This window comes from Diplocloster agilis (assembly GCF_019042275.1).
GTDB classification, from domain to species: Bacteria; Bacillota; Clostridia; order Lachnospirales; family Lachnospiraceae; genus Diplocloster; species Diplocloster agilis.
In genome coordinates this window covers 1-25421 of record NZ_JAHQCW010000012.1, presented here as the reverse complement: position 1 = coordinate 25421, position 25421 = coordinate 1, and the positions used below count along the sequence as shown (strand labels likewise).

Genomic DNA, 25421 nt, shown 5'->3' with positions numbered 1-25421 from the left:
ATGGCAGGCAATGATCTTACGTTTGAATTTGATAATGTGGAAAAATCCAGGAAGCAGATTGTAAAAGAAATATTTTCCAAACCGTTTGACCATTTACGTTCCGGAATATCTTATATGCTGCCGTTTATACTGATCGGGGGGATTATAACCGCAGTCAGTTCGATCAGCAATATTTCAGACGCTCCCATATGGTCAATGGTTGCGTCGATCGGGCAGGTGGGCATGACCTTTTTTATACCGATCTTCGGCGCTTACATAGCATTTTCTATCGCGGACAAGGCGGGTATCGCGCCTGGATTTATCTGCGCCTATCTGGCCAATACCAATGGGTCCGGATATATCGGGGCGCTGCTGGCCGGGTTTCTGGTCGGATATGTGGTGGCGCTTTTAAAGAAGCTGATTAAGCCCAATAAGATCCTGCAGGGAGTATGGGATTATTTTGTCCCCGCTTTCTCGACCCTGGCCGTCGGCCTGTTTATTATTTATGTAATTAACGCGCCGGTCGCCCGTTTTACGGATTTTATGGTGGCGAAGCTCTCCGGCATGGATGCTGCCCAGGGAGGGATCGCAGGGCTGATTCTGGGCGCTCTTGGCGGGGTTGATTATGGCGGCCCCATCAGTAAGATCGGGACGGCAATCATGTTCGCGGGATTTGACAAAGGCATCTATCTGTTTGTGGGCATTGCGATCGCCATCGCTATGGTACCGCCTTTTGGATTCACAGCCGCAGCGTTTATCGCCCCGAAACTGTTTACCAAGTCTGAGAGGAGATATGCCAGGACATCCTGGCCCATTGTTCTGATCGGCGGCTTTACGGAGTTGGCGCTTCCGCTGGTAATCAACGATATTATCCGGTGCACCATTGCAAGTTTCCTGGGCTGTCTGGTCAGTGGTTTTCTGGCTGGGTTCTTCGGCCTGGAGTTAAGCGTCCCGGCGCTGGGATTGGCGTCCTGGTTCTTTATCAGTTCCGTGCCTGTGTATGCGCTGTGCGTAGTGGCGGGCGCCGCGGTGACGGCGGCGGCGCTGATTTTCCTTCGAAAAATCTGGCCCAGGAAAAATTTCGATCCGGACAGCGACGATGAGGTCATGAGCCTGTAACCCGCGATTCCGCGAAAGAAGGGTATGTATATGAAATTGGTCATAATAACTTCCTGCGTGGCGGGAGTGGCACACAGTGAAATGTGCGCGGCCGCGCTGAAAAAAGAAGCGACAGCCCGGGGGCATTCGGTACGTGTGGAAATGCAGGGCGGTTCCAATCTCTCGGATATGCTTCCAAAGGAGATCTGCCAGTCCGCAGATGTGATCCTGATCGCTTACGCCATAGCAGTTGCCAGGAAAGAACGGTTTGAGGGAAAACCGGTGGTGAAGGTTCCCATCGATCAGGCCATCCGTCATATCAAGCAGGTTATAGATAAAGCGGAAGAGGTATATGGGCAGACAGCGGGTTCCGAAAGAAAAGGCTGAACATGGAGGTAAGTATGGTTAGCGCAACGATAGAAGTCAGAAATAAGTCAGGGCTGCATATGAGGCCCGCGTCCGAATTATCCAGGATCGCGAGACAATGCAGATCCAACATTATCATCCGGTCGGGGGAAAAACTGGTGAATCCCAAAAGTATCCTGGTTCTCATGAGCGCGGCAATCAAAAAAGGCACGGTTGTGACCGTGGAGTGTTCCGGAGAGACGGAGGAACAGGATTTGGAGACGATCCTTCATGCGATTGCCTCCGGCCTTGGCGAAGGGGTGGACGAAACGGCGTGAACATATGGAATGATGGAAAGATAGCTTCGGAAGGATATGCGTCGGGACCGGCCTTTATTGTGCAGCGGGACGAGAGGCCGGCCTGTACGGATAAGATCCGGGAGGAAGAGATCGAGGAAGAAATCCTGCGATTTGACCAGGCGGTGGAAACTGGCGTGGAACAGTTGAGGAAACTGCTGGAAGAAACGCAGAGTTTGCCCGTTGGCCAGGCGGGTAATGCTGATATTTTTGCCGGGCATCTGGAAATACTGACGGATTGTACCCTTTATGAAGAAGTTACGGGGAGAATCCGCCGGGATCTGGAGAATGTCCAGATGGCGCTGCAGCTTTCCGCCGATCACTTTGCCGCGGCGTTTGAGGCGATGGACGATGCCTATATGAGGGAGCGGGCTGATGATGTCAGGGATGTGGAACGCCGGCTTATGCTGATTCTTCAAGGCGTGGAGGAAACCGCTTTTCATACGTTGCGGGAGACATCCGTGGTAGTGGCAGCGGACCTGACTCCTTCGGATACCGTCCGGATGAACATGGATCTGGTGGCGGGTATCATAACCGAAAAAGGCGGTGTCACAGGACATGTGGGTATTATAGCCAGAAACAGTGGAATCCCCAGTCTGGTATGTGTTGGCCCCATCCTTTCTAAAATCAGGAACCGGGAGCAGGTCCTATTGGACGCAGAGAGGGGGAGCATAATAACCTCACCGGATCGGGAGACACAGGAAAAGTTCTGCCGGAACGCAGCCGCATATCGTGATTTGTGTAAAAAAGCAAAAGAGAATGCGGATCTGCCCTGTATCACCGTAGATGGAAGAAAGCTTTCCGTCTGTGCAAATGCAGGCAGTCCGGAGGAAGCCGAACAGGCGGCGGCCTATTCTGTGGACGGAATCGGCCTGTTCCGCAGTGAATTTCTCTATATGCGGCAAAGGCGTTTCCCCACGGAAGAAGAGCAGTTTGAAGCCTATCGAAGCGCCGTCCGATCGATGGGAGGCAGAGAGGTGACGATTCGGACCTTGGATATCGGCGGCGATAAGGGCCTGGATTATTTTCAGCTGCCGAAGGAAGAAAATCCTTTTCTGGGCTGCCGCGCCATCCGGATCTGCTTAAAACGGCCGGATATTTTTAAAACACAGCTGCGCGCCATACTCAGAGCCAGCGCGTTTGGACGGGTGAGAATCATGTTCCCGATGATCGCATGGGTAGAGGAGCTGGAAAAGGCCCTGGAAATCCTGAACGTCTGCAAAAAGGAGTTAAGAGAAGAAGGGAAGCTGTTTGATGAAGGAGTGGAGACGGGAATAATGATTGAGACACCAGCGGCGGTGATTCTGGCCCAAGAGCTGGCTTCGCGGGTGGACTTCTTTAGCATTGGGACCAACGACCTGACACAATATATGCTGGCCGCGGACCGCGGCAATCCGGAGGTGGCCCCGCTGTATAATCCTTTCCATCCGGCGGTGCTCAGAAGCATACACCATGTAATCCGTGCGGGTCATGAACGGCATATACCGGTGGGGATGTGCGGGGAGCTGGCTGGGAATATTGAGGCGGCTCGCCTGTTGCTGGGATTGGGACTGGATGAATTCAGTATGTCTGCGCCCAGCACCCCCCGTATAAAGCAGGAGCTGCGGGCAGCAAACTACGGAGAAGCGGTGGGGGCGGCTGCGGAAGCTTTGAAAAGTCCTTATACAATTTTAGGCTAGTATTTGGGACATGTCCCAAACCGGAATGCACATGTCCCAAACCGGAATGGACATGTCCCAAACTGGAATGGACATGTCCCAAACCGAAATGGACATGTCCCCTTTTGCATTACGGCCTTTGCAGGCCGTCGACAAATCTCAAGAGCTCCTCCTTTTCGATAGCGGAACTTTCGATATAATAAGCAAGCTGGTCATATGTCTCCTCAAAAGGCTCCCGGTTGTCTTCGATTCCAGCCGCCGCATTGCGTTCCGTCCGCCCCAGGTCCATGAGGTTTACGGCAGTGACAACAGGAATATCACTGTTCATTGCCAAAGAATAGTAAGAACCATTCTTCCTGCTTTCATCACAGATCAGCAGAGCCTGGTTATAACCGTCTAAATTCAGCTTCTCGCTGTAAGCAGTGTCGGGAGCCCCAAAAGATACGTTCCAGCTGGCGGCGGCCAGACTTATGGTCATTCTTATAAATTCCCCGGAGCTGTTGACATATCCCACATAGATATCCTGAATATTTTTCTGGTAACCGTCCGGCAGCTTTATCGCCTGCCGAATGGTTTTTTCCTGTTCCCCCTCTACCGTCAGACTTTCCGAGGGTGTATTCAGCATATCCGCATCCGCATAGAACTGGACCACGGCCTCGTCAAACACATAACCGTCCGGTAACTGGGTAGGGATGGCGTAGGGGATGGAGCATAGAAGCAGCATATCCTGAAGAGCCTGCTCGCTGTCCGTTCGGAATACGCCGCAGGCCGCGTTGGCGCTGCTCTGACTTCCATCCTGCAGATGGGTGACGATGAGCACCTCCCCTGGCTGCAGCTCTGACGGATCGAGAGACAGCTCCTGCGTGACGGTGCTGCTGAATTCCGTATCTTCACTGAGCGAGGTATCTGTCGGGGCAGCGCTTCCATCACTCACGGAACCGTCGAAACCGAAAGATTTCCATTCGTAGTAAGTGCCGGCGCCTATCAGTCCGAATATTCCGATCATGACGGCGGCCAATATAAGAACTGATTTTCCGGCGAAACGCCGGGGATGCCGGATTCGGTCCGCAAGGGCTAGCTGAATGTCATATTCCGGTGTGCGCACCTTGCCCAAATGTTCTTTTATAATTCGTTCATCCTGTTCAAATTTCATGTTGATTCCTCCAATCTACGATACTGCTTTCTTCCTGCCGGTTGTCCTTTCTGAGCAGCCCCGCCAGTTTTTTTCTGGCGCGTTCATACCGTTTTCGGGCGGCAGCTTCTGTGATACGATGAATTTCAGCCAGTTCCCGGTAACTTCTCTCTTCCATAATCCGCCCATAAATTAGGGATCGCTCCATGGCGGACAGACGGCTGAGAGCCTCGAACAGCTCATCACTGATCCCGGTATGGGTTTTGGGCGCGCCGGAGGCAGGTGTGAAGAAAAAGAGTGTTTTCCGGCGGATCGTATCGATGCAGGTGTGATAGGCGATCCGATACAGCCAGGCGGACAGCGATGTCCCGTTCCGGTACTTCGTTCGGTTTTCGTATGCTTTGAGAAAAGTTACCTGCACAGCGTCCTGCGCTTCGTGATAATCACACAGAATATTGTGACAGTAGCGCAAAAGCGGCTGCCCATAGAATTCTATGGCAAGGCCTAATTCCGCTTCGCCGCCGTCGGCAAAAGTCTGGTCCAGTAAATCTTTTTCCTGTAATATATCCATAGTTGCACATCCTTTATATGCGGTACCGCTGATTCGTTACACATTTATAACGCAGCTGATTCGGAATTTGTGACATGGCAAATAAAAAAATCCGTCTATTCTCATTATAATAAACGGATTTTGACTGCGTCGCTTTTATTTTAAAAACTGATAAGACAGTGTAGGATCAAAAATATAATCGTCGATGGTTTCCTTTAAAACAATGCGGGGCTGAAGCATCAGATGCTTTTTGCCGGGCAGGACGCCCTGGAGCAGATAATCCGCCAGGAGCATCAGACTGTGGTAGGCCTGGGCGGAGGGATTCTGATAAATGACAAAAGTACACAGATCTTTTTTGGTCAGTGTACAAAGCTGCTGTGTCACATCAAAACCGCTGACGACGGGACGCGGGACATCCGGATGCTTATCCAGATACCAGCCCACGCCGATTGCGCCGGGGGAACTGGTTGTATAGACACCCCCGATGCCCGGATTCTCCCGGAACATTTTTTCGGAAATCTCCTCTGCCATCTGGTCGCTGTCCAGATACTCAAATTCCCCGGCCACCGTAATCCCCGGATAATCCTCGGAAATTTTGTCAATAAATCCCCGCATACGTTCCGTATGGGCATCTACGGAGTGAAAACCGGACAGGCAGCATACCGACCCTTGGTTCCCCATGATCTTCCCCATCAGTTCGCCGGAAATTCTGCCGGCCAGATAGGGATCTACCCCGACATGAAATAGCCTTTTACTCCCCCGGACATCCGAATTAAATGTAGCCACGGTTACGCCGGCATCCGCCAGACGGTTAATCGAGGGGATCAAAGCGCTGCCCCCGGCGTTTAAAACAAACCCGTCGTAATCCTCGGGCTTTAATTCATCCAATAGCGGCAGTTGGCTGGCCGGATTCAGGTAATCGCAGCGAAAGGCCCGGATATCTACATTATAATCCGTCAGTGCATGAGCCGCCTGTTCCACTCCCGCCGTCATCTCATCGAAAAAATAGGTGGGATATTTCGGATACAATATTCCCAAGTGGAGCTGTTTGTTCCTGCTCAGGTTACTGGCCAGTTTGTTCGGCCGGTATCCCAGATCATCCGCGATCTGTAGAATTCTCTGCTTCGTCAACTCGTTAATTCTGCCCCGGCCATTCAGCGCGCGGTCCACCGTACCTATCGAAGTATCCGCTAATTCCGCAATCTGTTTCAAAGTTACTTTTTTCATACCCAATTCCTCTGCTAGTCTCTCTATAGATTGTAATATGCCCCGGGAGGCTTGGCAAGCGGTAAATGATAAGTTTTTTGTTTGCTGCGGGAAAGCTTCATCCCCAGGTTTGGGTATGCCCGCCGTTTAAGGCCGGGGATGACGGCGGTATCCGGGGACACTCCGGGCGGCCGGGTTCTTTTGTATCTCCCTGGGAGCGCGGAGGGCTTGCGCTGGAATACGCTAAGTGAAATCGAAAAGCCGGGTTCAGGAACCGAGCCTATTCACCAGGAACACGTGATGTGTTCCCGGTTCAGAGGCTCTTGCCCGTCGGACGTGAAGTCCGCCGTGCATCCTGAACCCGGCTTTGGGTTTGCCTGGATGAACGGAAACCTTTGCCGGAGCCTACAGTGTCTTGAGAAGGGAGAACATGGCTTCCACTGCGGGAGCCGGATCGTTTAAGTAAGCGTATTTTTTAGGGTCCTGAAGGAAGGAGCGGTAGACGGGTACGTTCTTTTCAAGTCCGCATACCGGGGAATCCGTCGGCGTCGTGAGACGGGGCTCACAGGCAAAATCGTACCGGGGATTTTTCTCGATCCGGAAGCCGCCGTCCGGGGTCCGGAAGGCGTAGCAGCACATACCGGCATGGCGTTTTACGCTGTCGTAGTAGTTGGTGCTGTGACAGGATACCAGGTTTACGAATACCATGGTTTCTGCGCCGATGTTGATTGTGCAGTGTCCGTAATCGGGGGGGATGACTACAGATTCGCCTGCCTCGACTTTGGTCAGTATGACATCCTGAACCTGCATGCTGCCGTCTTCTTTCCGGTAGTCGTCTACCTTTTGCATGACGAACAGCGCGGTGCCTTTGATTACCTGGTATAATTCCGGATAACTGACGGACTGGCCGGGAATCGGCATGTGGAAGTGGCCGGCGGTTTTTTTGAATTCCCCTCCGGCGGTTCCTTCGATAATTACCGTGCTGTCATAGCGCAGATCGGTTGACTGGAATATTCCTTTTGTATCGTCCTCGACAATCGCTTTGTAAAAATCATAGTAGGGATTGTCTTCTATGTTGTATGTAGCGTCGGCTAAAAGCCCGAACATTCCTTTGGAATATTTGCGGGAATAGTCCTCGTAGTGGATGTTGTCGTTCGCCGGAACCAGCTTCTGGCTTTCCTCGCAGAACTGGATGGGCATGCCGAACATTTTTAATTCATTCATGGATTTCTCCCCCTTCTATAAGTTCTGATATTTTGAGATGACTTCGGGATACTCGGACGGATCATGGCAGAACAGACCGGAGGAGCCGAGGACGAGAACATTGGCGCCGGCTGCCACCAGTTTGGGAGCGGTCTCTTCTTTTACCTGGCCGTCCACCATGATGTCTACGTCGTAACCGGCCTCTGTGAACATACTGCGGATGGCCGTAATCTTCTCATAGCTGGAGGGGATCAGGGTCTGGCCGGCAAAACCGGGATCTACCGTCATGACACAGACCAGATCGATAAATTCCAGCATATATTTGAGCTGTCCGATATCGGTGGCGGGGTTGATCGCGATACCTGCTTTTTTACCCAGAGCGCGGATCTGCTTCAGAGCGCGGATCGGATGATCCAGCGTTTCCAGGTGCAAGGTGATAATGTCCGCGCCGCGGTCCGCACAGTACTCAATGAATTCTGTCGGATTGGTGACCATCAGGTGGACATCCATAGGGGTGTCGGATACTTTGCGGATGGCTGCCATCAGATCACCGTTCAGGCAATAATTCGGAACGAAATGGCCATCCATAATGTCGATGTGATAGAGATCCACATGCGCCTGGTCTAACGCCTCGAGCTGGTGCTTTAAGTCCATCATGTCAATGCACATAACGGAGGGGGATACTTTGTTCATAAAAAACAGTCCTTTCTAAGAGAGTTCTTTTATTACTGGAAATTTCCACCTCATTATGGCATAGAAGAATACGGGTGTCAAGAAATAAATGACCGAATTACGTTAAAAACAACAAAAAATGTGACCGAATATGTGCAAATACAAAAATCAAGAAATAAGATTCCACATATAAATTCCGGCGCCGGAAACACCGCTGAACGGGTCGTCGGTTCCTCGGATGAAGTTAAGGTTTTGTTCCGGGTAAGGCTTGCGGGTGTGGAAATGAATCCGGTCCAAAAGATCCTCGTATGGAAAATTTTTCATGCGGATGACGCCGCCGGACAGCAGGATGTGATCGGGGTCCAAAATATTGATTTCTGTGGCGGCGGCGATGGCGATGTTGTCCACATATTCCTTTAGTACGGCGGAATCCGGATAGTATCCGAAGATATCTTCCATGCCGGTTTCGGAATAATTATCCCTGTGTATCTGTTCCAGCCTTTTACCGGCGCAGTAGAGTTCCATGCATCCCTGGTTCCCGCAGGGGCAGGGATCTTTTTTGCCTATGACGGGAATGTGGCCCAGCTCTCCGGACACGCCGTTTTTTCCGTCGAGAAAACGGCCGTGGATATAGAGGGCGTTTCCAAGACCCGTGCCCACATAGAGCGCGATCACGCAGTCAGAGCCAAAGAGGTCGAACGCCTGCATGTCGTTTGCCAGCAGCAGGATGACATCGTGCTCCACGATGACGGGAATCAGAAATTGTTTTTTTAGCTCCGCGCCGATGTTCTGATTGGTGATCACCGGCAGATTCGGACAGGAGAAAACAGTCTGCTTCGTCTTGTCCACCGTTCCGGGAAAACCAAGGCAGATCCCTCTGCATTTTCCGGCCGGTATCGTTTCCATATAAGAGGAGAGAAAGGTAGAAATCGTATCGGAGGGCCGGTCGGATTCGAATAATTTCCGGCTGCTTTCCCGTCTGCAGTTGCTTAACTTTAAATCTTGCGTAATCGTTCCGATCCGGAAATTTGTGCCGCCGATGTCGATGCCGATGACATAATCAAAACTGGAAAATGAAGAAATTTTCATTAGAAATACCTCCTTTTAAGGTAACGTTTGATTTGAAGCATAGCACGTAAAAATCCGAAAAACAATGGAATCAAATGCATTTGACAAAGTTCGTGAAATATGTTAAATTTAAGAAAAGCGTAAACGTTAACGCAAAGATCGTGGAAATAACAAATTTATTAAAAGTGCACAAAAACGGTCACGACACAACGCAAAAAACGGGCTTAAATTTGCGTAAAATGACCGAGTCAACAGAAAATACAAAATAAATATTGATTTTTAACCGGAAATGCGCTACAATAACCACACAAACAAAAAACAAAAATGTGGATTTAGTTGTTTGGTAAGGAGAGGGCGCAACCGTGATTTGTACATTAACAATTAACCCGGCTATTGATAAGCTTCTGTTTGTTTCCAGGTTTCAACGGGATAATACGAACAGAATCGTGCGTTCCATGGATGTTCTGGGCGGTAAAGGTACCCATGTTTCGACCAACCTTCGTATTCTGAACTGTGATAACCGGGCTTATGGGATTGGTTTTGGGAAAACCGGCCGTAAAATTGAGGAGATGTTAAAGAGTCAGGGTGTGGATGTGCGCTTCCTGCACTATGAAACCGGAGAATCCAGAACCAATTATGCACTGATTGAGGAGAACCATAAGTGCAGCCTCATCACGGAACGGGGAGATATGATCAGTTCCGGGATATGCGAAAAGCTTTTGGATATTCTGGAGGAATCCTTAAAGGACGGTGATGATCTGGTTTTATCCGGGGATGCTTCGAACACAGAGATACCGTACATATATAATGTGATTATGGAACGGCTGGCTTTAGCCGGAAAGAAAATCCGGATTTATCTGGATACCAGTTCGGGGAATCTGATCCGGGGAATCGAGAAGAAACCATTTCTGGTAAAACCAAATGTAGATGAACTGTCTCAGGTCGTTGGAAAGGCTATAACATCGGAAGCGGATATTCTGGATGGGATATTTCAGATCGCTTCGAAGGGGATCGAATGTGTCGCCGTATCCAGAGGCGGGGACGGCTCTATTGTAAAGTACCGGGAACTCATCTATCAGGTAGAGGCTCTTCAGGTGGATGTTAAGAATACCATCGGCTGCGGGGACGCTTTCTTAAGCGGTATGGTGTACGGGTTCTCCCGGGAAATGGAATTTGAAGAGATATTAAAGTTAGCCACGGGAATCTCCGCGGCCACCGCGGAATCCGAGCTGACCGTGGGATTTGACTATGAGAGGGCCATGGAGCTTAAAGAGCAGGTCAAAATGAAACGGCTTACGGTACACAGAAACGATGGAAAAGAACAATTACGTTCTTTTTTATAAAAATCAGGAAAAGGAGAAATAGGTATGAGAAAGAGAATGTTAAGTATCTTATTGGCATGTACGATGGTACTGACTATGGTGGGATGTGGCACGAAGGAAGCGGCTTCGGAACCGGAAGCGAAACCGGCGGCCAGCGAGGCTCCCGCGAAAGCGGCGGAAGATGACGCACAGGCAGCGACGGATGCTGCGGGGGGCGGCGAAGACATTATGATCGGTATTTCCATGTGTGCGATCGAATCTCAGATGTGGGCGGAATACCAGACTGCCATGCACAAAAAATGTGACGAGCTGGGTGTGAAATACACCGAAGTTATTGCGGAAAACGACGTTCAGAAACAGAATCAGCAGATTGAAAACCTGATTTCCAGCGGCGCTAACGCGATCATCATTGCTCCGGCAGACGGCGAGGCCGTAGTATCTGCGATCAAGAAATGTAACGAAGCAAACGTACCGGTTATCATGGCAAACCGGGCAGCCGGTGAAGGCGCGGAAGTGGCCGGAACGGTTACCTCTGATAACATCGCTATGGTAGAAAGAGAAATGAACTATGTCATGGATCAGGCGAAAAAAGACGGCAAGACCTATAAGGTAATCAAACTGGTAGGAAGCCTTACCGACGTAAATGCCATCGCACGTGACACCGGATTCAAAAATGTAGCGGACGCGAATAAGGACATCTTCGACGTGGTATCCGAAGTTCCCACGGAGTGGAAAGGCGAACTGGCCCTGTCAGGAGTCTTAAGCGCATTTGAAGCAAACCCCGACATCAATATGATATTCAGCCCTTCGGACGCTCTTCTTCCTTCGATCATCTCCGCTTTACAGCAGATCGATAAATTCTATCCGATCGGCGATGAGAAACACGTGACGATCGTTACCTTCGACGGTGCGAAAGACGCAGTGGATCAGATTAAAGCAGGCTATGTGGATATCGTCTCCGTTCAGGACGCCACGAACCAGGGTACTCTGTGTGTGGAAGCTGCTGTAGCGGCTGCCAAGGGTGAGCCGGTAGAAGGTCTGGTAGATCCCGGATTTGAAGTTACTCCCGAAAATGTAGACACCGTAGGATTTGCAGGTTATTAATTTCCTCCTTTTAGACACGGATATTAGATAGAAAAGGGCTGCTGCGGGGAGGCTTTCCTCCGACAAGTGCGTGGGAAGCTCCCCGCAGCAGGTTTTTTATTCAAAAGGGAAATATCGGATAAAAAACCTGCCGCAGGCGGAGAGTTCCGCAAGAAGACTTCATTCTAAGAAGACTCTATTCTAAGCCGTAGAAAGTGGACGAGAAATCCTAAGTCAGATAGCGAGGTTTGATTATGGAACGGGTGAAAAAGATTTATGAATCGGTAGATGCGATTGTCTGGTTCATTTTGGTTTTTGTCATTGTGGCATTGATCTTTGTACCGAATTTTGCTACCGAGAGTAATATTACGAATATATTCAGCCAGGCCTGCGTTTTGCTGACCGTTGCCTGCGGTGTTCATTTCTCTGTGCTGAACGGAGGAGTGGATTTTTCTTCTACCTCTATTATCGCTTTGACCTGTGTGGTGGGCGCTTCTATTATGAGCACTACTTCCGGCCTGTTGGCCGGTAAATGGTACGCGATACCGGTGGCTTTGCTGGCAATGTTATTGATTGGCCTGGTTTTTGGTATTATTAACGGATTTGCGGTAACCAGATTTAAGATGCCGTCTTTTATTGTGACGATGGCGACACAGATGATCGGCAGCGGACTGGCGGTAGTCTATACCGGGGGAAGTACGATCTCCGGACTGCCGGAAAGTTTTACCATACTGGGGAACGGTAAAATATTTGTGATCCCCTTCGCGTTGATACTGGCTTTGCTGGTAGCGGTGGTGACGCACCTGGTGTGCAGCAAGACTTTATATGGCAGACAGCTCTATGCGACGGGAACGAATCCGAAGGCTTCCGTTATATCGGGCGTGCCTGTGAAGAAAACCATTTTTAAGATTTTTATTTTCAGCGGCGTCTGTTCCGCGGTTGCCGGAATTATCATGATGGCTCAGATGGAATCCGGCGCGTCCAGTTACGGAAGTACGCTGTTTATTGATATCATGGGCAGCATTATTGTGGGCGGTACCAGTCCGGCCGGCGGCGTGGGCAAGATTCCGAATACGGTAATGGGTGCGTTTCTGATTATTTTAATTAATGTGACTTTAAACTTGTTAAATACTCCATACTTTATCATTACGATAATAAAAGGCGCGATTATCCTGGTGGCCGGCGGTGTGGCGATATTAAAGAAGCGGAACGAAAAGGCGTAAACAAGTATATCATAGATTGGAAGTGAACAAGTTGGCTGAAAACCAGAACTACATACTGCAGTTGAAGCAGGTTACCAAATCTTTTGCTTCGGTACAGGTGTTAAAAGACATCACCATTAACCTGAGACAGGGGGAAATCCTGGGGCTGGTCGGTGAAAACGGAGCGGGAAAATCCACACTGATGAATATTCTGGGCGGAATCTATCAACGGGACAGCGGAGAGATATACTTAAATGGAGCAAAATTCGAACCGGTCAACCCGAAGGTCTCTCAGAATGCGGGTATCGCTTTTGTACATCAGGAATTGAATCTTTTTACGAATCTTACGGTATTTGAGAATCTGTTTATTACCGACATGGTCAAGAGCAAGGTGCATACCATCGACAAAAAGGCCATGAAAAAGATCGCGGCGGAGAAGCTTAAGGAACTGGGAATTGAAGATTTCGGCGTGGATGAGATCGTCGGGAATCTGCCCATGGGTCAGCGGCAGCTGATCGAGATCACCAAGGCGATTATGAAAGACGCGCAGATTATTATCCTGGATGAACCCACCACCTCCTTGTCTAACAAGGAGAAGGTGAAGCTGTTTGATATCATGCATCTGCTCCAGAAACAGAACAAATCCATTATCTTTATTTCCCATATTCTGGAGGATGTGTTTGAGCACTGTGATGAAATCTCCGTGCTGCGTGACGGGGAGATTATCTCCCAGAACCGGACTTCGGACATCAGCACCAACGAGGTTATTAAGCAGATGGTGGGTCGGGAGCTGAATAAGATCTATCCGACCGTGGAAAAGGAAATCGGCGAGGTGGCTTTTGAGGTTAAGAATATCTGTCAGGAAGGACGGTTTGAAAATATCAACCTTCAGATAAGGGAGGGTGAGATTGTAGGACTATTCGGGCTGATGGGAGCGGGGCGTACGGAACTGCTGCGCTGCCTGTTCGGCATCGATCCGGTTACGGACGGCAGCCTTATCTATAAGGGGCAGGAGATCAAACCGGTAACACCGGAGAACTGTATTAAGAACGGGATGGCGTTTATCACGGAGAACCGGAGAGAAGAGGGGCTTCTGATGACCAAGACCGTGAAAGAGAATATCGTGCTGGCGAACTTAAAAGAGATCGCGGCGTCCTTAAGCTTTATCAACCGGAAAGAAGAGCAGCGGGAGACGGATGAGATGGTGAAGGAACTGAATATCAAGACCTTCGATCCGGCCCGTCAGGCGGTGATCAATCTCTCCGGCGGCAATCAGCAGAAAGTGGTATTTGGAAAATGGGTGTTGAGAAAACCGCAGATTTTCCTGCTGGATGAACCTACCAGAGGCGTGGACGTAGGTGCGAAATATGAGATTTACAGTATTATCAATGATCTGGCGAAAAACAAATCAACCGTACTGTTAGTATCCTCCGAGATGGAGGAACTGATGGGAATGTGTGACCGGATTCTGGTCATGAGCCATAATGTGCTTACCGGCGAGCTTCACAAAGAGGAATATACGCAGGAACGGATCATGGAAGCCGCAATCGGAGGTGTTAACTGATGGAAAATTCACAGTCAAGAAAAGGAAAAGTATTAAGAGGAAAGCTTTTGAATCTGTTTTGCTCCTACGGCTTGTGGATCATCTTTATTATACTGCTGGCTTATTTTGCAATTCAGTCGCCCAAATTCCTGACGATCAGCAATGCGGTCAATGTCCTTAGATTGTCCTCCACACTGGGCGTCGCGGTAGTCGGTATGTTCTTCGTGCTGATTACCGGCGGAATTGATATTTCGGTTTCCGCCAATATGTATTTTTCAGCCGTGGTGGGAACCACGCTGCTGAATAACCTGGGAGTGCCGCTCCCGTTATGTTTTGTGGGAGCCTGCGCCAGCGGCCTGCTGATCGGGTCGATCAACGGATTCTTCGTGGCGAAGCTTAAGATGGTTCCGTTTATCACGACACTGGCGACCTACAGTGTGGCCAGAGGCTTAGGCCTTATGTTTACCAACCAGCAGATGCTGTTCCTGGACAGCGTGGTCATGAAATTCTCAGGGGCAAAACTGTTTGGAATCCCGCTGATTGTCTATATATTCCTGATCGTTGTACTGCTGGGACATTTCATACTGACAAGAACCCAGTACGGGCGGCAGCTGTTTGCCTGCGGAAACAACCTGGTCGGAGCGAATAAGCTGGGGATCAACGGGACAAAAACCGTGTTTATGGCTTACCTGTTCTGCGGCGGACTGGCCGGTATCGCCGGAATGATGAATGCCTGCATCCTGAGCGTAATCAATCCGAACTTCGCGATCAATGACGAATTCGTAGTTATTTCCTCGGCGGTTATCGGCGGAGCCAGCCTGTTTGGCGGAAAAGGGAAAATATTGCCGGGAGCCATTATCGGTATTGTTATGGTACAGGTAATTACCAACGGCCTGACGATTACAGGCGCTTCCGCTTACGCATTTACGATATTCAGAGGGATTATCATTTTTATCGCGGTTATGATGGACAGTATTAAGTTCAGCGGTGAAATTCGGTAGGACAAAGTATTCGTTTTATGCTATGCTGAAAGAAAAAGCGCGGAAGGTGTTGCAGGATGTTAGAGAGAAAGTATAACATTGAACGAAAATCTGAAGTCTTGAATTTATTAGAGGAACAGGGAAAGGTAAATGTCAATCAGCTGTCGGATTTATTAAACGTATCCAAAGAGACGATCCGCAGGGATCTGAAGGAAATGGAAGATTCCGGCCTGATCCGCCGTACCCACGGCGGCGCGGTACTGTCCGACACTTCCAAGGGAGTGAAGGAATATCCGTACCTGATGCGGGAAGTCCAGAATTATATGGAAAAAGACCGCATCTGCAGGGAGGCTGCCAAGACGATTTTGGACGGGGACACGGTATTTATCGATAACAGTTCCTCTACCTTGAATATGATCCACCATATCCATAAGGACTACCAGGTGACGGTGATCACCAACTCCATCCGTCTGTTGCTGGATGCCTCGTTAATCGAGAATTCCAATCTGACGCTGATTTCCCTGGGGGGTGTGTTCCGGGCGAAGAATTTCTCGCTGACCGGTATCATGGCCAATGAATGGATCAATAATTTCAGACCTAATAAAGTATTTCTCTCCTGCTATGGTGTATACGAGGGAGAGGGATTCACAGACAGCAGTATCTATGAGATCGATGTGAAAAGGCTTATGATGGAGAAGGCCCAGAAGGTATATATGCTGGCGGATTCCACCAAGTTCGGGAAAAAGGGAGTGGTGTTCCTTTCCGATTTTTCGAAGGTGGATTACATCGTCACAGACAGGGAGCTTTCGCCGGATAAAGCCAGGCTTATCGAATCCCAGGGAACCAGAATCGTGGTGGCCAGGGAGAATTAGACAGCAGCCGCATCGATGTGTGCGGAGGAATGATATGAAACAGATAGCATTTGATTTGGGTGCCAGCAGCGGTAAAGTGATGCTGGGAGAATTTGATGGAACCTGTCTCACCACAGAGGTGATACATCGGTTTCCGAACCGTCAGATCTGCGTAAGCGATCACCTGTACTGGAATTTCCTGGGGATCTATCAGAACCTTACGGAAGGAATCCGAAAGGGCTGCGCCGCAGCCGGAGGGACGCCGGTGAGTATCGGAATCGACGCGTACTGCAACGATTTTGGCCTGATCGGCAGAAACGGGGATCTCATCACTCAGGTCAGATGCTATCGTGATTTAAGGATGGCCAGAAATGAGGCTGAGATTTACCGCATCATGTCCAAGCGGGAGCTTCATTTTCAAAACGGGAACCAAAATGCGCTGTTCAACACGCTGATCCAACTGGCGGCTATGCGTCTGGAAGGAGACGGTTTTCTGCTGGACCAGTGCGAAACCCTGCTTCACATTCCGGATCTGCTCACTTATTTTCTGACGGGACAGCGGCATTCGGAATACACGCTGGCCAGTGTGAGCCAGATGTTCCGCTGGGAAACGTCGGACTGGAACCCGGAGATTCTGAGCCGGTTTGAGATACCCGCGAAGCTGCTGGCGCCAATTATTATGCCGGGAACGGTAGCCGGTGAAATGACCAAAGCTACGGCGGAGGAGATCGGAGTACCCCGGATGAAGGTGACGGCGGTAGGCGGGCACGATACGGCGTCGGCGGTGGCGGCGCTTCCCACCAACGAACCTCATGCGGCATACATAAGCAGCGGAACCTGGTCCCTGATGGGAGTCGAGATCCCGAAGCCGATAATCAATGAACAGACCTACCGGTACAACATCGCCATCGAAGGCGGCGTGGGAGGCCGGTACCGGATGTTAAAGAATGTGATGGGCCTCTGGCTGATCCAGGAATGCAGGCTTAAATACCGCAAGATGGGGATGGAATATGAGTTTGCGGAGCTGGTGGATCTGGCCCGGAGGGAGAAGTCTTTTGTATCCCTCATCGACCCGGACGATGAAGCCTTCTATATGCCCGGGGATATGCTGCGCAAGATCCGGGATTACTGTACCGGAACCGGACAGCCGGCGCCGGAGACACCGGGCCAGTTCATCCGTGTGATCGAGGACAGCCTGGCGCTTAAATACCGGTGGGTGATGGAAACACTGGAAAAGATACTGGGATACCGGATCGAGTCCATTTACATCCTGGGCGGAGGCGGCAAGGATACGCTGCTTAACCAGCTCACCGCCAATGCGTGCGGCCGGACGGTCTATGTGGGACCTCAGGAAGCGGCGCTGACCGGAAATTTCCTGATGCAGCTTAAGGCGGCCGGAGCGATTGGTAATCTGGAACAGGGCCGGGAAGTTATAGCAAGGTCCACGCAGATCGGGGTATATGAGCCTCAGGAACAGAAGGCGTGGGACGAAGCATATGAATATTTTTTGACACTCCTGCCACGATCGGAATAGAGAGATAGAGGGTGACAGGTCGGGTAGCTGTACGCTGTTTTGAAATGTTATGTAAACCAAACGGAAGAGACGAAAGGGGACATGTCCATTCCGGTTTGGGACATGTCCAATTCAGTTTGGGACATGTCCAAAAGGTACAAAAGGTCCAATTAGGATAAAGGAACAGTAACAAAACCATAAAACATTAAAATTCAGGAGGAAAAGATTATGGCGCTAAAATATGCATGTATTACAGGATCATTAGGAAACAGGGTAGACCGCTTCATGGCGGGAGGTTACAAGGAAGATAACACAGCGGCCGAGAGAATCGAAGGACTGGCCAAAACCGGCGTGGTGGAAGCGCTTGAGCTTTGCTACGATCCGGACGGCGATGAGAAAGACCCGGTTGAGATTCAGGCTCTTGCGGACAAATACGGTTTCAAAATATCCGGTGTCAACGCGCCGCTTAACGGGGATAAGCGCTTTGGTTACGGATCTCTTACGAACACGAACCCGGAATACCGGGCGCTGGCTGTTCAATATTGCAAGGACACCGTGGATTTTGCCAAAAAGGTTAACGCGGAATTCGTAAATATCTGGATGGGAGAAGACGGTTTTGACTATGTGTTCCAGACCGACTACACCAGACAGTGGAATCTGATGGTGGAAGCGGTGCGGGAGATCTGTGATTATGCGCCGGATATGAAGATCGCGCTGGAATTCAAGCTTCGTGAGCCGAGAAACCGCTGTACGCTGGACACGGCCGGAAGCACACTTCTGCTTGCAAAAGATGTGGACCGCAAAAATGTAGGGCTTACCGTGGATCTGGGCCATGTATTCCAGGCGCAGGGAAATGTGGCGCAGGTAGTGGAAATGTGCGCGAATCACGGAATGCTTTATAATCTGCATATCAATGACAATTACAGCGCATGGGATGACGATATGATGCTTGGAAGCGTCCGCTATACGGAATATATCGAGCTGTGCTATTCCCTGAGAAAGATCGGATATGACGGCTGGACTTCCGTGGATATCTTCCCGTTCCGTGAGAATGGCTACGCGGCTGCGGCGGAGAGCATCCGCATGATGCAGACCTTCGACCGGGCGGTGGATCTGATCGGTTATGAGAAACTGACGGAATGCATCAACGGCACGGACGCTACGAAAGTATTCGGATTGATTCGGGAAGCGATATTCAAATAAGGAGAGTGGTAGCTTTGAGAATGGAGATACAGGAAAAGCTGGCTCGGGTGCGGCAGTACCTGGAAGATCAGGCTTACGACGGCGTATTATTTACCACCAATGATAATTTCTGCTGGATGAGCGGCGGCAAATACGCGTATGTGGATAAAGGAACCGGCGCGGCGGCGTCCAAACTCCTGATTACGATGGACCATCAGTACGTGATCTGTAATTCCAGCGAGCAATACCGGGTTACACAAGAAGAATTGCCGCAGCAGGAATTCGAGTTAATCTCCTTTCTGTGGCATGAGTCGGAAGAAGAAGTGCTGAAGCCTTACCTGGAACAGAAGAATATCGTCAGCGACAGCGGCGCGTTTGGCACTTTGAACAGAGGGGCGGAGCTTCAGAAGCTGCGCTACACACTGACCAGGGAAGAGCTGGAGCGGTATCGGATGATCGGGCCGGAGAGCGCCGGGCTGTTGGAGGAATCCTGCCGGCGTATCCAAAAGGGCGAGACCGAATTAGAAATCGCGGGACGCACAACGGGAATGCTGATGGCGGCCGGATATCAGGTTCCGGTCTGCCTGGTGGCGGCGGATGAGAGGCTTAAGAAATACCGCCACCCGATCCCGACCCTGCACAGAGTCGGCCAATACGCCATGGTAGCCGTATGCGCCCAGAAGTACGGGCTGACCGTATCCATGAGCCGGATTATTTCATTCGGAGCGCCGGATGCGGACAAAGAGAAGCGCATGGATGCGGTGGCAAAAATTGATGCGGCTTATATCTGCGGCACAGAGCCGGGTGTTCCGGTCAAGGATGTGCTGCAGGCCGGATATGATGCTTATCAAAGACTGGGCTACGAGGAAGACTTTCATCTTCACCATCAGGGAGGCCCGCTGGGATATCCGACCCGTGATTTCTGCACCACCTTCCGGAATCAGGAAGTGGTGCTGGAGAGACAGGCGTTTTCCTGGAATCCCACGATCGCGGGAGTCAAGTCGGAGGATACCTTCCTGGTTACGGAGGACGGCCAGGAGATCATATCCCATACCGGAGGCTGGGTCTACCGGGAGGTTACATGCGGCGGCAGAACCATCTTAAGGCCTGATATTCTGGTCCGGTAAGTGAAAACAGAGGAATTTATGGAGCGGTAAATATACCGTTGGAGGAGAATATGGGAACTTGTTATCGGGAAGAATTAGTCGGCGTGTTCGGATGTCCGATCGATGAAAATCCGACCGTGGTGGTGGCTCAGGCGGCCTTTGAGGATCTGGGAATTCCGTACCGGTATCTGACGGTCCTGGTGTATCCGGAGGATCTGGGAACCGCGATGAGCGCGCTGAAAGCGCTGAACATGAAAGGAATCCATCTGACCATACCTCATAAAGTAGAAGTTTTAAAATATCTGGATCATGTGGCTTGTGACGCGCAGATTATGGGCGCAGTCAATACGGTCTATGTAAAAGACGGGGAGCTGTACGGGGAAAATACGGATGGAAAAGGATTTATCACTTCCCTGAAAGAGGAAGGCATAACAATAGAAGGAAAAACCGCCATGCTTTTGGGAGCGGGCGGGGCGTCAAGAGCGATCGCCGTAGAGCTGGCCAACGCAGGAGCCAAAAAACTGCTGATTGCAAACCGGCCCGCATCGGGACGGGGAGAAGTGCTGACCGATCTGATTCGGGAAAAGACAAAGGCCGAAGCGGAATATATCTGCTGGGATCACACCCTGGCGATACCGCAGGAGGTGGATATCCTGGTGAACACCACGAATATCGGTCTGTATCCCGATACGGACCAGAAGCCGGATGTGGACTATAACACGGTTTCCCCCCGGATGACCGTGTGCGACGTGATCCCCAACCATCCCCACACGCTGTTCCTGAAGGAAGCAGAAAAGCGGGGAGCCAAGAGCATCGACGGGTTGGGTATGCTGGTCAATCAGGCGATCATCAGCTTCCGGTTCTGGACCGGCCGCACATGCCGGGCAGAGGTGATGCGCAAAGCGCTGAGCCGGGAATATGGGATCGAATAACAAAAAGGAGGCGTTCAGATGATCGCACTGGCGAGTGACCATGTGGGTATAGAATTAAAACGGTCCATCATGGAATATCTGGATGAGAAGGGATATGCCTACGTGGATTATGGAACATATGATACGGTCCGCTGTAATTATCCGGAATACGCGCTGAAAGCGGCCAACGCAGTGGCGAACCAAGAATGCGACCGGGGAATCCTCTGCTGCGGGACCGGAGTGGGCATCTCCATAGCGGCCAACAAGGTAAAGGGCATCCGCTGTGTGGTTTGCAGCGATCCGTATTCCGCGCTTCTCTCACGGCAGCATAACGATTCGAATATGCTGGCCATGGGTTCCCGGGTGGTGGGAAAGGATCTGGCACTGATGATCCTGGAATGCTGGCTCAACGGAGAATATGAAGGCGGAAGACATGCGGTGAGAGTCCGGGAGATCTCCCAGATCGAGACGACCGGGGAAATCGAAGGAATCTGACAAAACGGGAAAAGGAACTGAAAAAAGCCCCGGAGAACGAGACAAAGATGGTATGGAAAGGTAAGGTTGAGAACATGGAACATCTATCCTATATGGAACAAAGAGAACAGATGGCGAAGGTAGCCCACTATATGTGGGACAGGAGGCTTACAAACGCGGCCGGAGGGAATTTTGCAGTCCTGGCGGAAGAAAACCGCGTCCTGATTTCTCCCTCCCTGATGTCGGAGCGGCATTTCTGTGAGATGAGACCGGAGGATTTTCTGCTGATCGATTATGATATGAACGTACTGGAAGGCACCGGAAAATTGTCCCGGGAAGGATATATGCATGTTCTTCTGCTTAAGAATTTTAAAAATATCGGCGCTACCATTCACGCGCATCCCCAGTATTGTATGGCTTTTGTGGCTCAAAGCAAGCCGATTCCCAATATCACGGAGGCCACCATGAAGCGGGGGCCGGTGGAATGTATCCCATATACACAGGCCTATACCACGAATCTGCACGAAGAAGTCTACCGGTATTTTGACGCGCGCCGGGAACTGGCGGAAAAATATCCCATCGGGGCGATCATGCCATTACACGGCGTGGTGGTATCGGGATCGGATCTGTTCATGGCGTACAGTATGCTGGAACGGATCGAGGCCGACGCTATGTGCAATATTTTCCGGGATCAGGTGAACAGCTGTGAATGCGTAAACGGTGTAAAGGGTTGAAATAGCGCCTCTGGAGGTAAATATGAACGCAGTAGAATTGGCTTATGAAGCGGCCAAAGAGCGCTACGCGCAAATTGGCCTGGATACGCAAAAAGCATTGGACATTCTGGGGAGAACCCGGATCTCCTTTAACGCATGGCAATTGGATGATGTAAAAGGTTTCCTGAAAAAAGATACGGCTATGAGCGGCGGGATTCTGTCCACGGGCGGCTATCCCGGAGTGGCCACGAATCCGGACCAGCTGCGCCAGGATGCCGATATGGCATTCTCCCTGCTGCCGGGGAAACATAAATTAAGCCTGCAGGCGACCCAGGTGGATACGGCGGAACAGATCGATCTGGATGAGATCGAGCCAAAGCATTACCAGGCTTATGTGGACTGGGCGAAGGAACGGGGAATCGGCCTGGACTTTAATCCAAGCTGTTATTCCCATCCCAACTCGGAGAATGGGTTTACCCTGTCCAGCCGGGAAGCGGACATCCGCGATTTCTGGATCGAGCACTGTAAGCGTTCCAGTCAGGTTGGCGCTTATTTTGGAAAAGAATTGGGTATCCAGGCGGTGACCAATCACTGGATCTGCGACGGATACAAAGATTATCCCGTGGACCAGGAGGCCCCGAGACGCAGGCTGATGGAAAGCCTGGATCAGGTATTTGCCACGCCGGTGGATCAGACGTTGAATCTGGACACCCTGGAGAGCAAGCTCTTCGGAATCGGAGTGGAGGCTTATACGGTGGGTTCCCATGAATTCTACATGATGTACGCGGCGAAGCGGGACAGAAGCCTGTGTCTGGACGCCGGGCATTTTCATCCGACCGAGGACGTGGCCAACAAGATCAGTTCCGTCATGCTGTTCTCCAAGGAAATGGCGCTGCATGTGACCAGGCCCATGCGTTGGGACAGCGACCATGTGGTATCCTTCGATGACGCGACCCAGGCGATGCTGTCCCAGGTAGTGCGCGGGGGATGGCTGGACCGGATACATATCGGGACGGATTATTTCGACGGCAGCATTAATAGGATCTCCGCCTGCGTGATCGGTATGCGAAACACCATGAAAGCGCTGCTTAAGGCGCTGCTGGAGCCGACCGCGATGCTGCAGGGGCTGGAGGATCAGGGCGATTACACAGGACGGCTGTCCTGGCTGGAAGAGCTGAAGACCTATCCGTATGCGGCTGTGTGGGATTATTACTGTTATAAGAACAATGTACCGTTGGGTACGGAGTGGATGAAAGATGTGCAGCGTTATGAGAAAGAAGTGCTGTCCTTGAGATAGCGGTGAGAAGGTTGGGCTGTCGTGCCGGTTAAAATAGTGAGCCGGCGCGGCAGCTTTTTTTATTCCTGAGGAAAGTGCGCCTATGGAATAAAAGCCCTCCCGGTCATTCCTATTCACTCATCGACAAGTCCGGCCGCATGGGGTAAAATAATGATATAATCGTTATATGTAAATTCAGATACGGACAGCGTAAAACAGAAAGGGGATTAGAAGTATGATAAACCAGACGGTGACATTGAATAATGGAGTGAAAATGCCGGTACTTGGCCTGGGCGTATATCTGGCGACGGATGCAGAGGAGATGCAGAATGCCGTCCGCTATGCCATGGAGGCCGGGTACAGGAGCTTTGACACGGCTCAGATGTATCATAATGAGGAGCTGCTGGGAGAGGCGCTTGAACTGAGCGGGGTACCCAGAAAAGAATATTTCCTGACCAGCAAGGTGGACACCTGCAATATGGGCTATGAAAATACCAGACGCACCTTTCAGGAGAGCCTTAAGAAGCTTAAGACCGATTACTTTGACCTGTTCCTGATTCATTGGCCCGGACAGCGCAAAGAGCGGCTGATCGAGTCCTGGCGCGCGCTTGAGGAATTCTACAAAGAGGGGAAGGCCAGGGCGATCGGCGTGTGCAACTGCCTGCCCCGCCACCTGAACTGGATCATGGAGGAATGCGAAGTGGTTCCGGCGCTGAATCAGATCGAGCGGCATCCGCTGTGGAACCCGACGGAATTGTTCGCATGGTGTAAGGAGCGGGGAATCCAGCCTGAGGCGTGGGCGCCCCTGATCCGGGGAAGCTTTGATATACCGCAGATTCAGGAGCTGGCGGCGAAATATAAGAAAACAGGGGCTCAAATCATCCTGCGCTGGGACGTACAGAGCGGTTATGTGGTCATCCCGAAATCAGTGCACAAAGACCGGATAATTGAGAATGCGGATATCTTTGATTTCGAGTTGGAGGAAGAGGATATGAAGCTGATCGACGGACTTCACACAGGTTTTACGACCGGATGGGATCTGGAAACCTACGACTATGAATGACAAGGTACGCGGGTTTTCAGTCTTTGGACAGGATCAGGAGCGCTGTGCCGGTGGCAAAGGTAATCTCGGCCTCACTGGAAACAAAAGAATTGCTGACGCCTAACGGAAAATCATTTGTCAAAGTGGCGTTGTTCAGGGGATATTTCAAACCGGTATAATAAATACCGGTACAGGTTTGCGTGAGGGCGAACAAAGAGAGCTGATATCCTTCCTTTTCTTTCAGGTGATAGGTTCCGGGAGATAAGATGCGGGCCGTATTTCCGGCATCCGCCATCTCGATATCGATTCCCCGGTTGTGGGCATAGAGCAAGGTCTGTATGTTAGCCATGGTGTGGTCCAGACGTCCTCCGATCCCGCCTATCATGAGAAATTCCCGATACCCCAGTTCCATGCCGTATTTCAGGCAGAGCAGCGTATCGGTGTCGTCCTTTTCCACCGGAACATGGATAATATCCGGGCAGGTTACCTGGGAACGTTCCATGGAATCAAAATCGCCCAGCACCGCATCAGGCGTGATACCCTCCTGACGGGCCAGCAGATATCCCGCGTCCGCGCAGATGATAAAATCCCCCGGCATGGGGACATAAGAATCTTTTATGTTACCGGTATGATACGCTGTGATAATAATACAGCGGGCCATAAGAATCACAACCTTTATAATTAGATTTAAACAATTGTTATAGTAACACATTTTCATAATTTCGAGAAGCGGAAGTTTAGGGGCGGCAGCTTGTTGAAGCTGGAATACTGGCGGACAGATGCGCCGACGGGGAAAGGTTCCGTGTAAAGGTTGGAGCAGGAAATAGCAGGAGCAGGAGATAAAAGGTAAAATTACAAAGTGAATTCGTGATTTCTACAGAACATTGATTTTGCAGCACTTAATTCACGTCATTTCGGTTTACGAGTGACAAAAATAGAGTTACAATAACCATACA

The 25421-nt window shown here is 50.7% G+C and carries 25 protein-coding genes; 18 read left to right on the top strand and 7 right to left on the bottom strand.

All coding sequences use genetic code 11. The annotated features are described in order from the left end of the window. The 4 genes from KTH89_RS08940 to ptsP are packed head-to-tail and all read left to right on the top strand — an operon-like array spanning position 1 to position 3457. Positions 1–1098, top strand: coding sequence for a PTS fructose transporter subunit IIC (locus KTH89_RS08940; protein WP_238721426.1), 1098 nt, complete (start codon positions 1–3; stop codon positions 1096–1098). Positions 1099–1128: 30 nt separating this feature from the next. Then, the gene (locus KTH89_RS08935) at positions 1129–1464 is read left to right on the top strand and encodes a PTS fructose transporter subunit IIB (RefSeq protein WP_238721425.1); all 336 of its coding nucleotides are present in this window, start codon (positions 1129–1131) and stop codon (positions 1462–1464) included. Between the two features lie 14 nt (positions 1465–1478). Beyond that, positions 1479–1760 carry an HPr family phosphocarrier protein gene (locus tag KTH89_RS08930; protein WP_158345621.1) on the top strand — a complete coding sequence of 94 codons (282 nt, stop codon included), beginning with the start codon at positions 1479–1481 and terminating at the stop codon, positions 1758–1760. Next, on the top strand, positions 1757–3457 hold the full coding sequence (ptsP, locus tag KTH89_RS08925; RefSeq protein ID WP_238721424.1) for a phosphoenolpyruvate--protein phosphotransferase: 1701 nt from the start codon (positions 1757–1759) through the stop codon (positions 3455–3457). The genes KTH89_RS08930 and ptsP overlap by 4 nt, the downstream gene beginning before the upstream one ends. A gap of 109 nt (positions 3458–3566) precedes the next feature. On the opposite strand, the gene KTH89_RS08920 is transcribed toward ptsP, so the two are convergent. The 6 genes from KTH89_RS08920 to alsK all read right to left on the bottom strand — a co-directional run bounded on the left by KTH89_RS08920 (position 3567) and on the right by alsK (position 9288). Continuing rightward, a complete protein-coding gene (locus KTH89_RS08920) occupies positions 3567–4589 on the bottom strand; it encodes a hypothetical protein (RefSeq protein WP_238721423.1) in 1023 nt (340 codons plus the stop codon). Beyond that, the gene (locus KTH89_RS08915) at positions 4579–5139 is read right to left on the bottom strand and encodes an RNA polymerase sigma factor (RefSeq protein ID WP_158345618.1); all 561 of its coding nucleotides are present in this window, start codon (positions 5137–5139) and stop codon (positions 4579–4581) included. The genes KTH89_RS08920 and KTH89_RS08915 overlap by 11 nt, the downstream gene beginning before the upstream one ends. Before the next feature lie 135 nt (positions 5140–5274). Next, the gene (locus KTH89_RS08910; RefSeq protein ID WP_158345617.1) at positions 5275–6345 is read right to left on the bottom strand and encodes a LacI family DNA-binding transcriptional regulator; all 1071 of its coding nucleotides are present in this window, start codon (positions 6343–6345) and stop codon (positions 5275–5277) included. Positions 6346–6729: 384 nt separating this feature from the next. Beyond that, a complete protein-coding gene (locus KTH89_RS08905) occupies positions 6730–7548 on the bottom strand; it encodes a glucose-6-phosphate isomerase family protein (protein ID WP_238721422.1) in 819 nt (272 codons plus the stop codon). A gap of 15 nt (positions 7549–7563) precedes the next feature. After that, complete coding sequence (gene rpe / locus KTH89_RS08900) at positions 7564–8220, bottom strand: ribulose-phosphate 3-epimerase (RefSeq protein WP_158345615.1); 657 nt, start codon at positions 8218–8220, stop codon at positions 7564–7566. A gap of 147 nt (positions 8221–8367) precedes the next feature. Further along, positions 8368–9288, bottom strand: a complete 921-nt coding sequence (alsK, locus tag KTH89_RS08895; RefSeq protein WP_238721421.1) for an allose kinase — start codon at positions 9286–9288, stop codon at positions 8368–8370. Positions 9289–9629: 341 nt separating this feature from the next. On the opposite strand from alsK, the gene KTH89_RS08890 reads away from it, so the two are divergent. The 14 genes from KTH89_RS08890 (at position 9630) to KTH89_RS08825 (ending at position 24486) form a co-directional block, all read left to right on the top strand. Beyond that, on the top strand, positions 9630–10610 hold the full coding sequence (locus KTH89_RS08890; protein ID WP_158345613.1) for a 1-phosphofructokinase family hexose kinase: 981 nt from the start codon (positions 9630–9632) through the stop codon (positions 10608–10610). 24 nt (positions 10611–10634) lie between these two features. After that, positions 10635–11693: a sugar ABC transporter substrate-binding protein gene (locus tag KTH89_RS08885; RefSeq protein WP_158345612.1), complete on the top strand. Its 1059-nt coding sequence runs from the start codon at positions 10635–10637 to the stop codon at positions 11691–11693. 233 nt (positions 11694–11926) lie between these two features. Continuing rightward, positions 11927–12895: an ABC transporter permease gene (locus KTH89_RS08880; RefSeq protein WP_158345611.1), complete on the top strand. Its 969-nt coding sequence runs from the start codon at positions 11927–11929 to the stop codon at positions 12893–12895. A 31-nt stretch (positions 12896–12926) separates the two neighbouring features. After that, positions 12927–14438 carry a sugar ABC transporter ATP-binding protein gene (locus tag KTH89_RS08875; protein ID WP_238721420.1) on the top strand — a complete coding sequence of 504 codons (1512 nt, stop codon included), beginning with the start codon at positions 12927–12929 and terminating at the stop codon, positions 14436–14438. After that, the gene (locus KTH89_RS08870) at positions 14438–15418 is read left to right on the top strand and encodes an ABC transporter permease (protein WP_158345609.1); all 981 of its coding nucleotides are present in this window, start codon (positions 14438–14440) and stop codon (positions 15416–15418) included. The genes KTH89_RS08875 and KTH89_RS08870 overlap by 1 nt, the downstream gene beginning before the upstream one ends. Positions 15419–15474: 56 nt before the next feature. Further along, entirely contained in the window at positions 15475–16269 is a 795-nt protein-coding gene (locus KTH89_RS08865; protein ID WP_158345608.1) for a DeoR/GlpR family DNA-binding transcription regulator, read from the top strand. A 34-nt stretch (positions 16270–16303) separates the two neighbouring features. After that, positions 16304–17782 (top strand): rhamnulokinase, encoded by a 1479-nt coding sequence (locus KTH89_RS08860; protein WP_238721419.1) that lies wholly within the window; start codon positions 16304–16306, stop codon positions 17780–17782. A 207-nt stretch (positions 17783–17989) separates the two neighbouring features. Next, a complete protein-coding gene (locus KTH89_RS08855) occupies positions 17990–18964 on the top strand; it encodes a sugar phosphate isomerase/epimerase family protein (protein WP_158345606.1) in 975 nt (324 codons plus the stop codon). Positions 18965–18984: 20 nt separating this feature from the next. Continuing rightward, positions 18985–20070 carry a M24 family metallopeptidase gene (locus tag KTH89_RS08850; protein WP_238721454.1) on the top strand — a complete coding sequence of 362 codons (1086 nt, stop codon included), beginning with the start codon at positions 18985–18987 and terminating at the stop codon, positions 20068–20070. Positions 20071–20120: 50 nt separating this feature from the next. Then, positions 20121–20981, top strand: a complete 861-nt coding sequence (aroE, locus tag KTH89_RS08845; RefSeq protein ID WP_158345604.1) for a shikimate dehydrogenase — start codon at positions 20121–20123, stop codon at positions 20979–20981. 18 nt (positions 20982–20999) lie between these two features. Continuing rightward, entirely contained in the window at positions 21000–21455 is a 456-nt protein-coding gene (rpiB, locus tag KTH89_RS08840; protein ID WP_158345603.1) for a ribose 5-phosphate isomerase B, read from the top strand. Between the two features lie 47 nt (positions 21456–21502). After that, the gene (locus KTH89_RS08835) at positions 21503–22168 is read left to right on the top strand and encodes a class II aldolase/adducin family protein (RefSeq protein WP_238721418.1); all 666 of its coding nucleotides are present in this window, start codon (positions 21503–21505) and stop codon (positions 22166–22168) included. Positions 22169–22190: 22 nt separating this feature from the next. Next, positions 22191–23444 carry an L-rhamnose isomerase gene (locus KTH89_RS08830; protein WP_238721417.1) on the top strand — a complete coding sequence of 418 codons (1254 nt, stop codon included), beginning with the start codon at positions 22191–22193 and terminating at the stop codon, positions 23442–23444. 214 nt (positions 23445–23658) lie between these two features. Further along, positions 23659–24486: an aldo/keto reductase gene (locus tag KTH89_RS08825; RefSeq protein ID WP_158345601.1), complete on the top strand. Its 828-nt coding sequence runs from the start codon at positions 23659–23661 to the stop codon at positions 24484–24486. A gap of 16 nt (positions 24487–24502) precedes the next feature. On the opposite strand, the gene KTH89_RS08820 is transcribed toward KTH89_RS08825, so the two are convergent. Further along, positions 24503–25126, bottom strand: a complete 624-nt coding sequence (locus KTH89_RS08820) for a thiamine diphosphokinase (RefSeq protein ID WP_238721416.1) — start codon at positions 25124–25126, stop codon at positions 24503–24505. Positions 25127–25421: the final 295 nt, after the last annotated feature.

Bases quoted from the DNA above. Each gene is read 5' to 3' on its own strand.
- KTH89_RS08835 (WP_238721418.1), top strand. From the start codon at position 21,503: ATGGTATGGAAAGGTAAGGTTGAGAACATGGAACATCTATCCTATATG.
- KTH89_RS08825 (WP_158345601.1), top strand. From the start codon at position 23,659: ATGATAAACCAGACGGTGACATTGAATAATGGAGTGAAAATGCCGGTA.
- KTH89_RS08940 (WP_238721426.1), top strand. From the start codon at position 1: ATGGCAGGCAATGATCTTACGTTTGAATTTGATAATGTGGAAAAATCC.
- KTH89_RS08870 (WP_158345609.1), top strand. From the start codon at position 14,438: ATGGAAAATTCACAGTCAAGAAAAGGAAAAGTATTAAGAGGAAAGCTT.
- KTH89_RS08935 (WP_238721425.1), top strand. From the start codon at position 1,129: ATGAAATTGGTCATAATAACTTCCTGCGTGGCGGGAGTGGCACACAGT.
- rpiB (WP_158345603.1), top strand. From the start codon at position 21,000: ATGATCGCACTGGCGAGTGACCATGTGGGTATAGAATTAAAACGGTCC.
- KTH89_RS08850 (WP_238721454.1), top strand. From the start codon at position 18,985: ATGGAGATACAGGAAAAGCTGGCTCGGGTGCGGCAGTACCTGGAAGAT.
- KTH89_RS08830 (WP_238721417.1), top strand. From the start codon at position 22,191: ATGAACGCAGTAGAATTGGCTTATGAAGCGGCCAAAGAGCGCTACGCG.
- KTH89_RS08860 (WP_238721419.1), top strand. From the start codon at position 16,304: ATGAAACAGATAGCATTTGATTTGGGTGCCAGCAGCGGTAAAGTGATG.
- KTH89_RS08920 (WP_238721423.1), bottom strand. From the start codon at position 4,589: ATGAAATTTGAACAGGATGAACGAATTATAAAAGAACATTTGGGCAAG.
- KTH89_RS08930 (WP_158345621.1), top strand. From the start codon at position 1,479: ATGGTTAGCGCAACGATAGAAGTCAGAAATAAGTCAGGGCTGCATATG.
- KTH89_RS08880 (WP_158345611.1), top strand. From the start codon at position 11,927: ATGGAACGGGTGAAAAAGATTTATGAATCGGTAGATGCGATTGTCTGG.
- KTH89_RS08915 (WP_158345618.1), bottom strand. From the start codon at position 5,139: ATGGATATATTACAGGAAAAAGATTTACTGGACCAGACTTTTGCCGAC.
- KTH89_RS08855 (WP_158345606.1), top strand. From the start codon at position 17,990: ATGGCGCTAAAATATGCATGTATTACAGGATCATTAGGAAACAGGGTA.
- KTH89_RS08905 (WP_238721422.1), bottom strand. From the start codon at position 7,548: ATGAATGAATTAAAAATGTTCGGCATGCCCATCCAGTTCTGCGAGGAA.
- alsK (WP_238721421.1), bottom strand. From the start codon at position 9,288: ATGAAAATTTCTTCATTTTCCAGTTTTGATTATGTCATCGGCATCGAC.
- rpe (WP_158345615.1), bottom strand. From the start codon at position 8,220: ATGAACAAAGTATCCCCCTCCGTTATGTGCATTGACATGATGGACTTA.
- KTH89_RS08865 (WP_158345608.1), top strand. From the start codon at position 15,475: ATGTTAGAGAGAAAGTATAACATTGAACGAAAATCTGAAGTCTTGAAT.
- aroE (WP_158345604.1), top strand. From the start codon at position 20,121: ATGGGAACTTGTTATCGGGAAGAATTAGTCGGCGTGTTCGGATGTCCG.
- KTH89_RS08910 (WP_158345617.1), bottom strand. From the start codon at position 6,345: ATGAAAAAAGTAACTTTGAAACAGATTGCGGAATTAGCGGATACTTCG.
- KTH89_RS08885 (WP_158345612.1), top strand. From the start codon at position 10,635: ATGAGAAAGAGAATGTTAAGTATCTTATTGGCATGTACGATGGTACTG.
- KTH89_RS08820 (WP_238721416.1), bottom strand. From the start codon at position 25,126: ATGGCCCGCTGTATTATTATCACAGCGTATCATACCGGTAACATAAAA.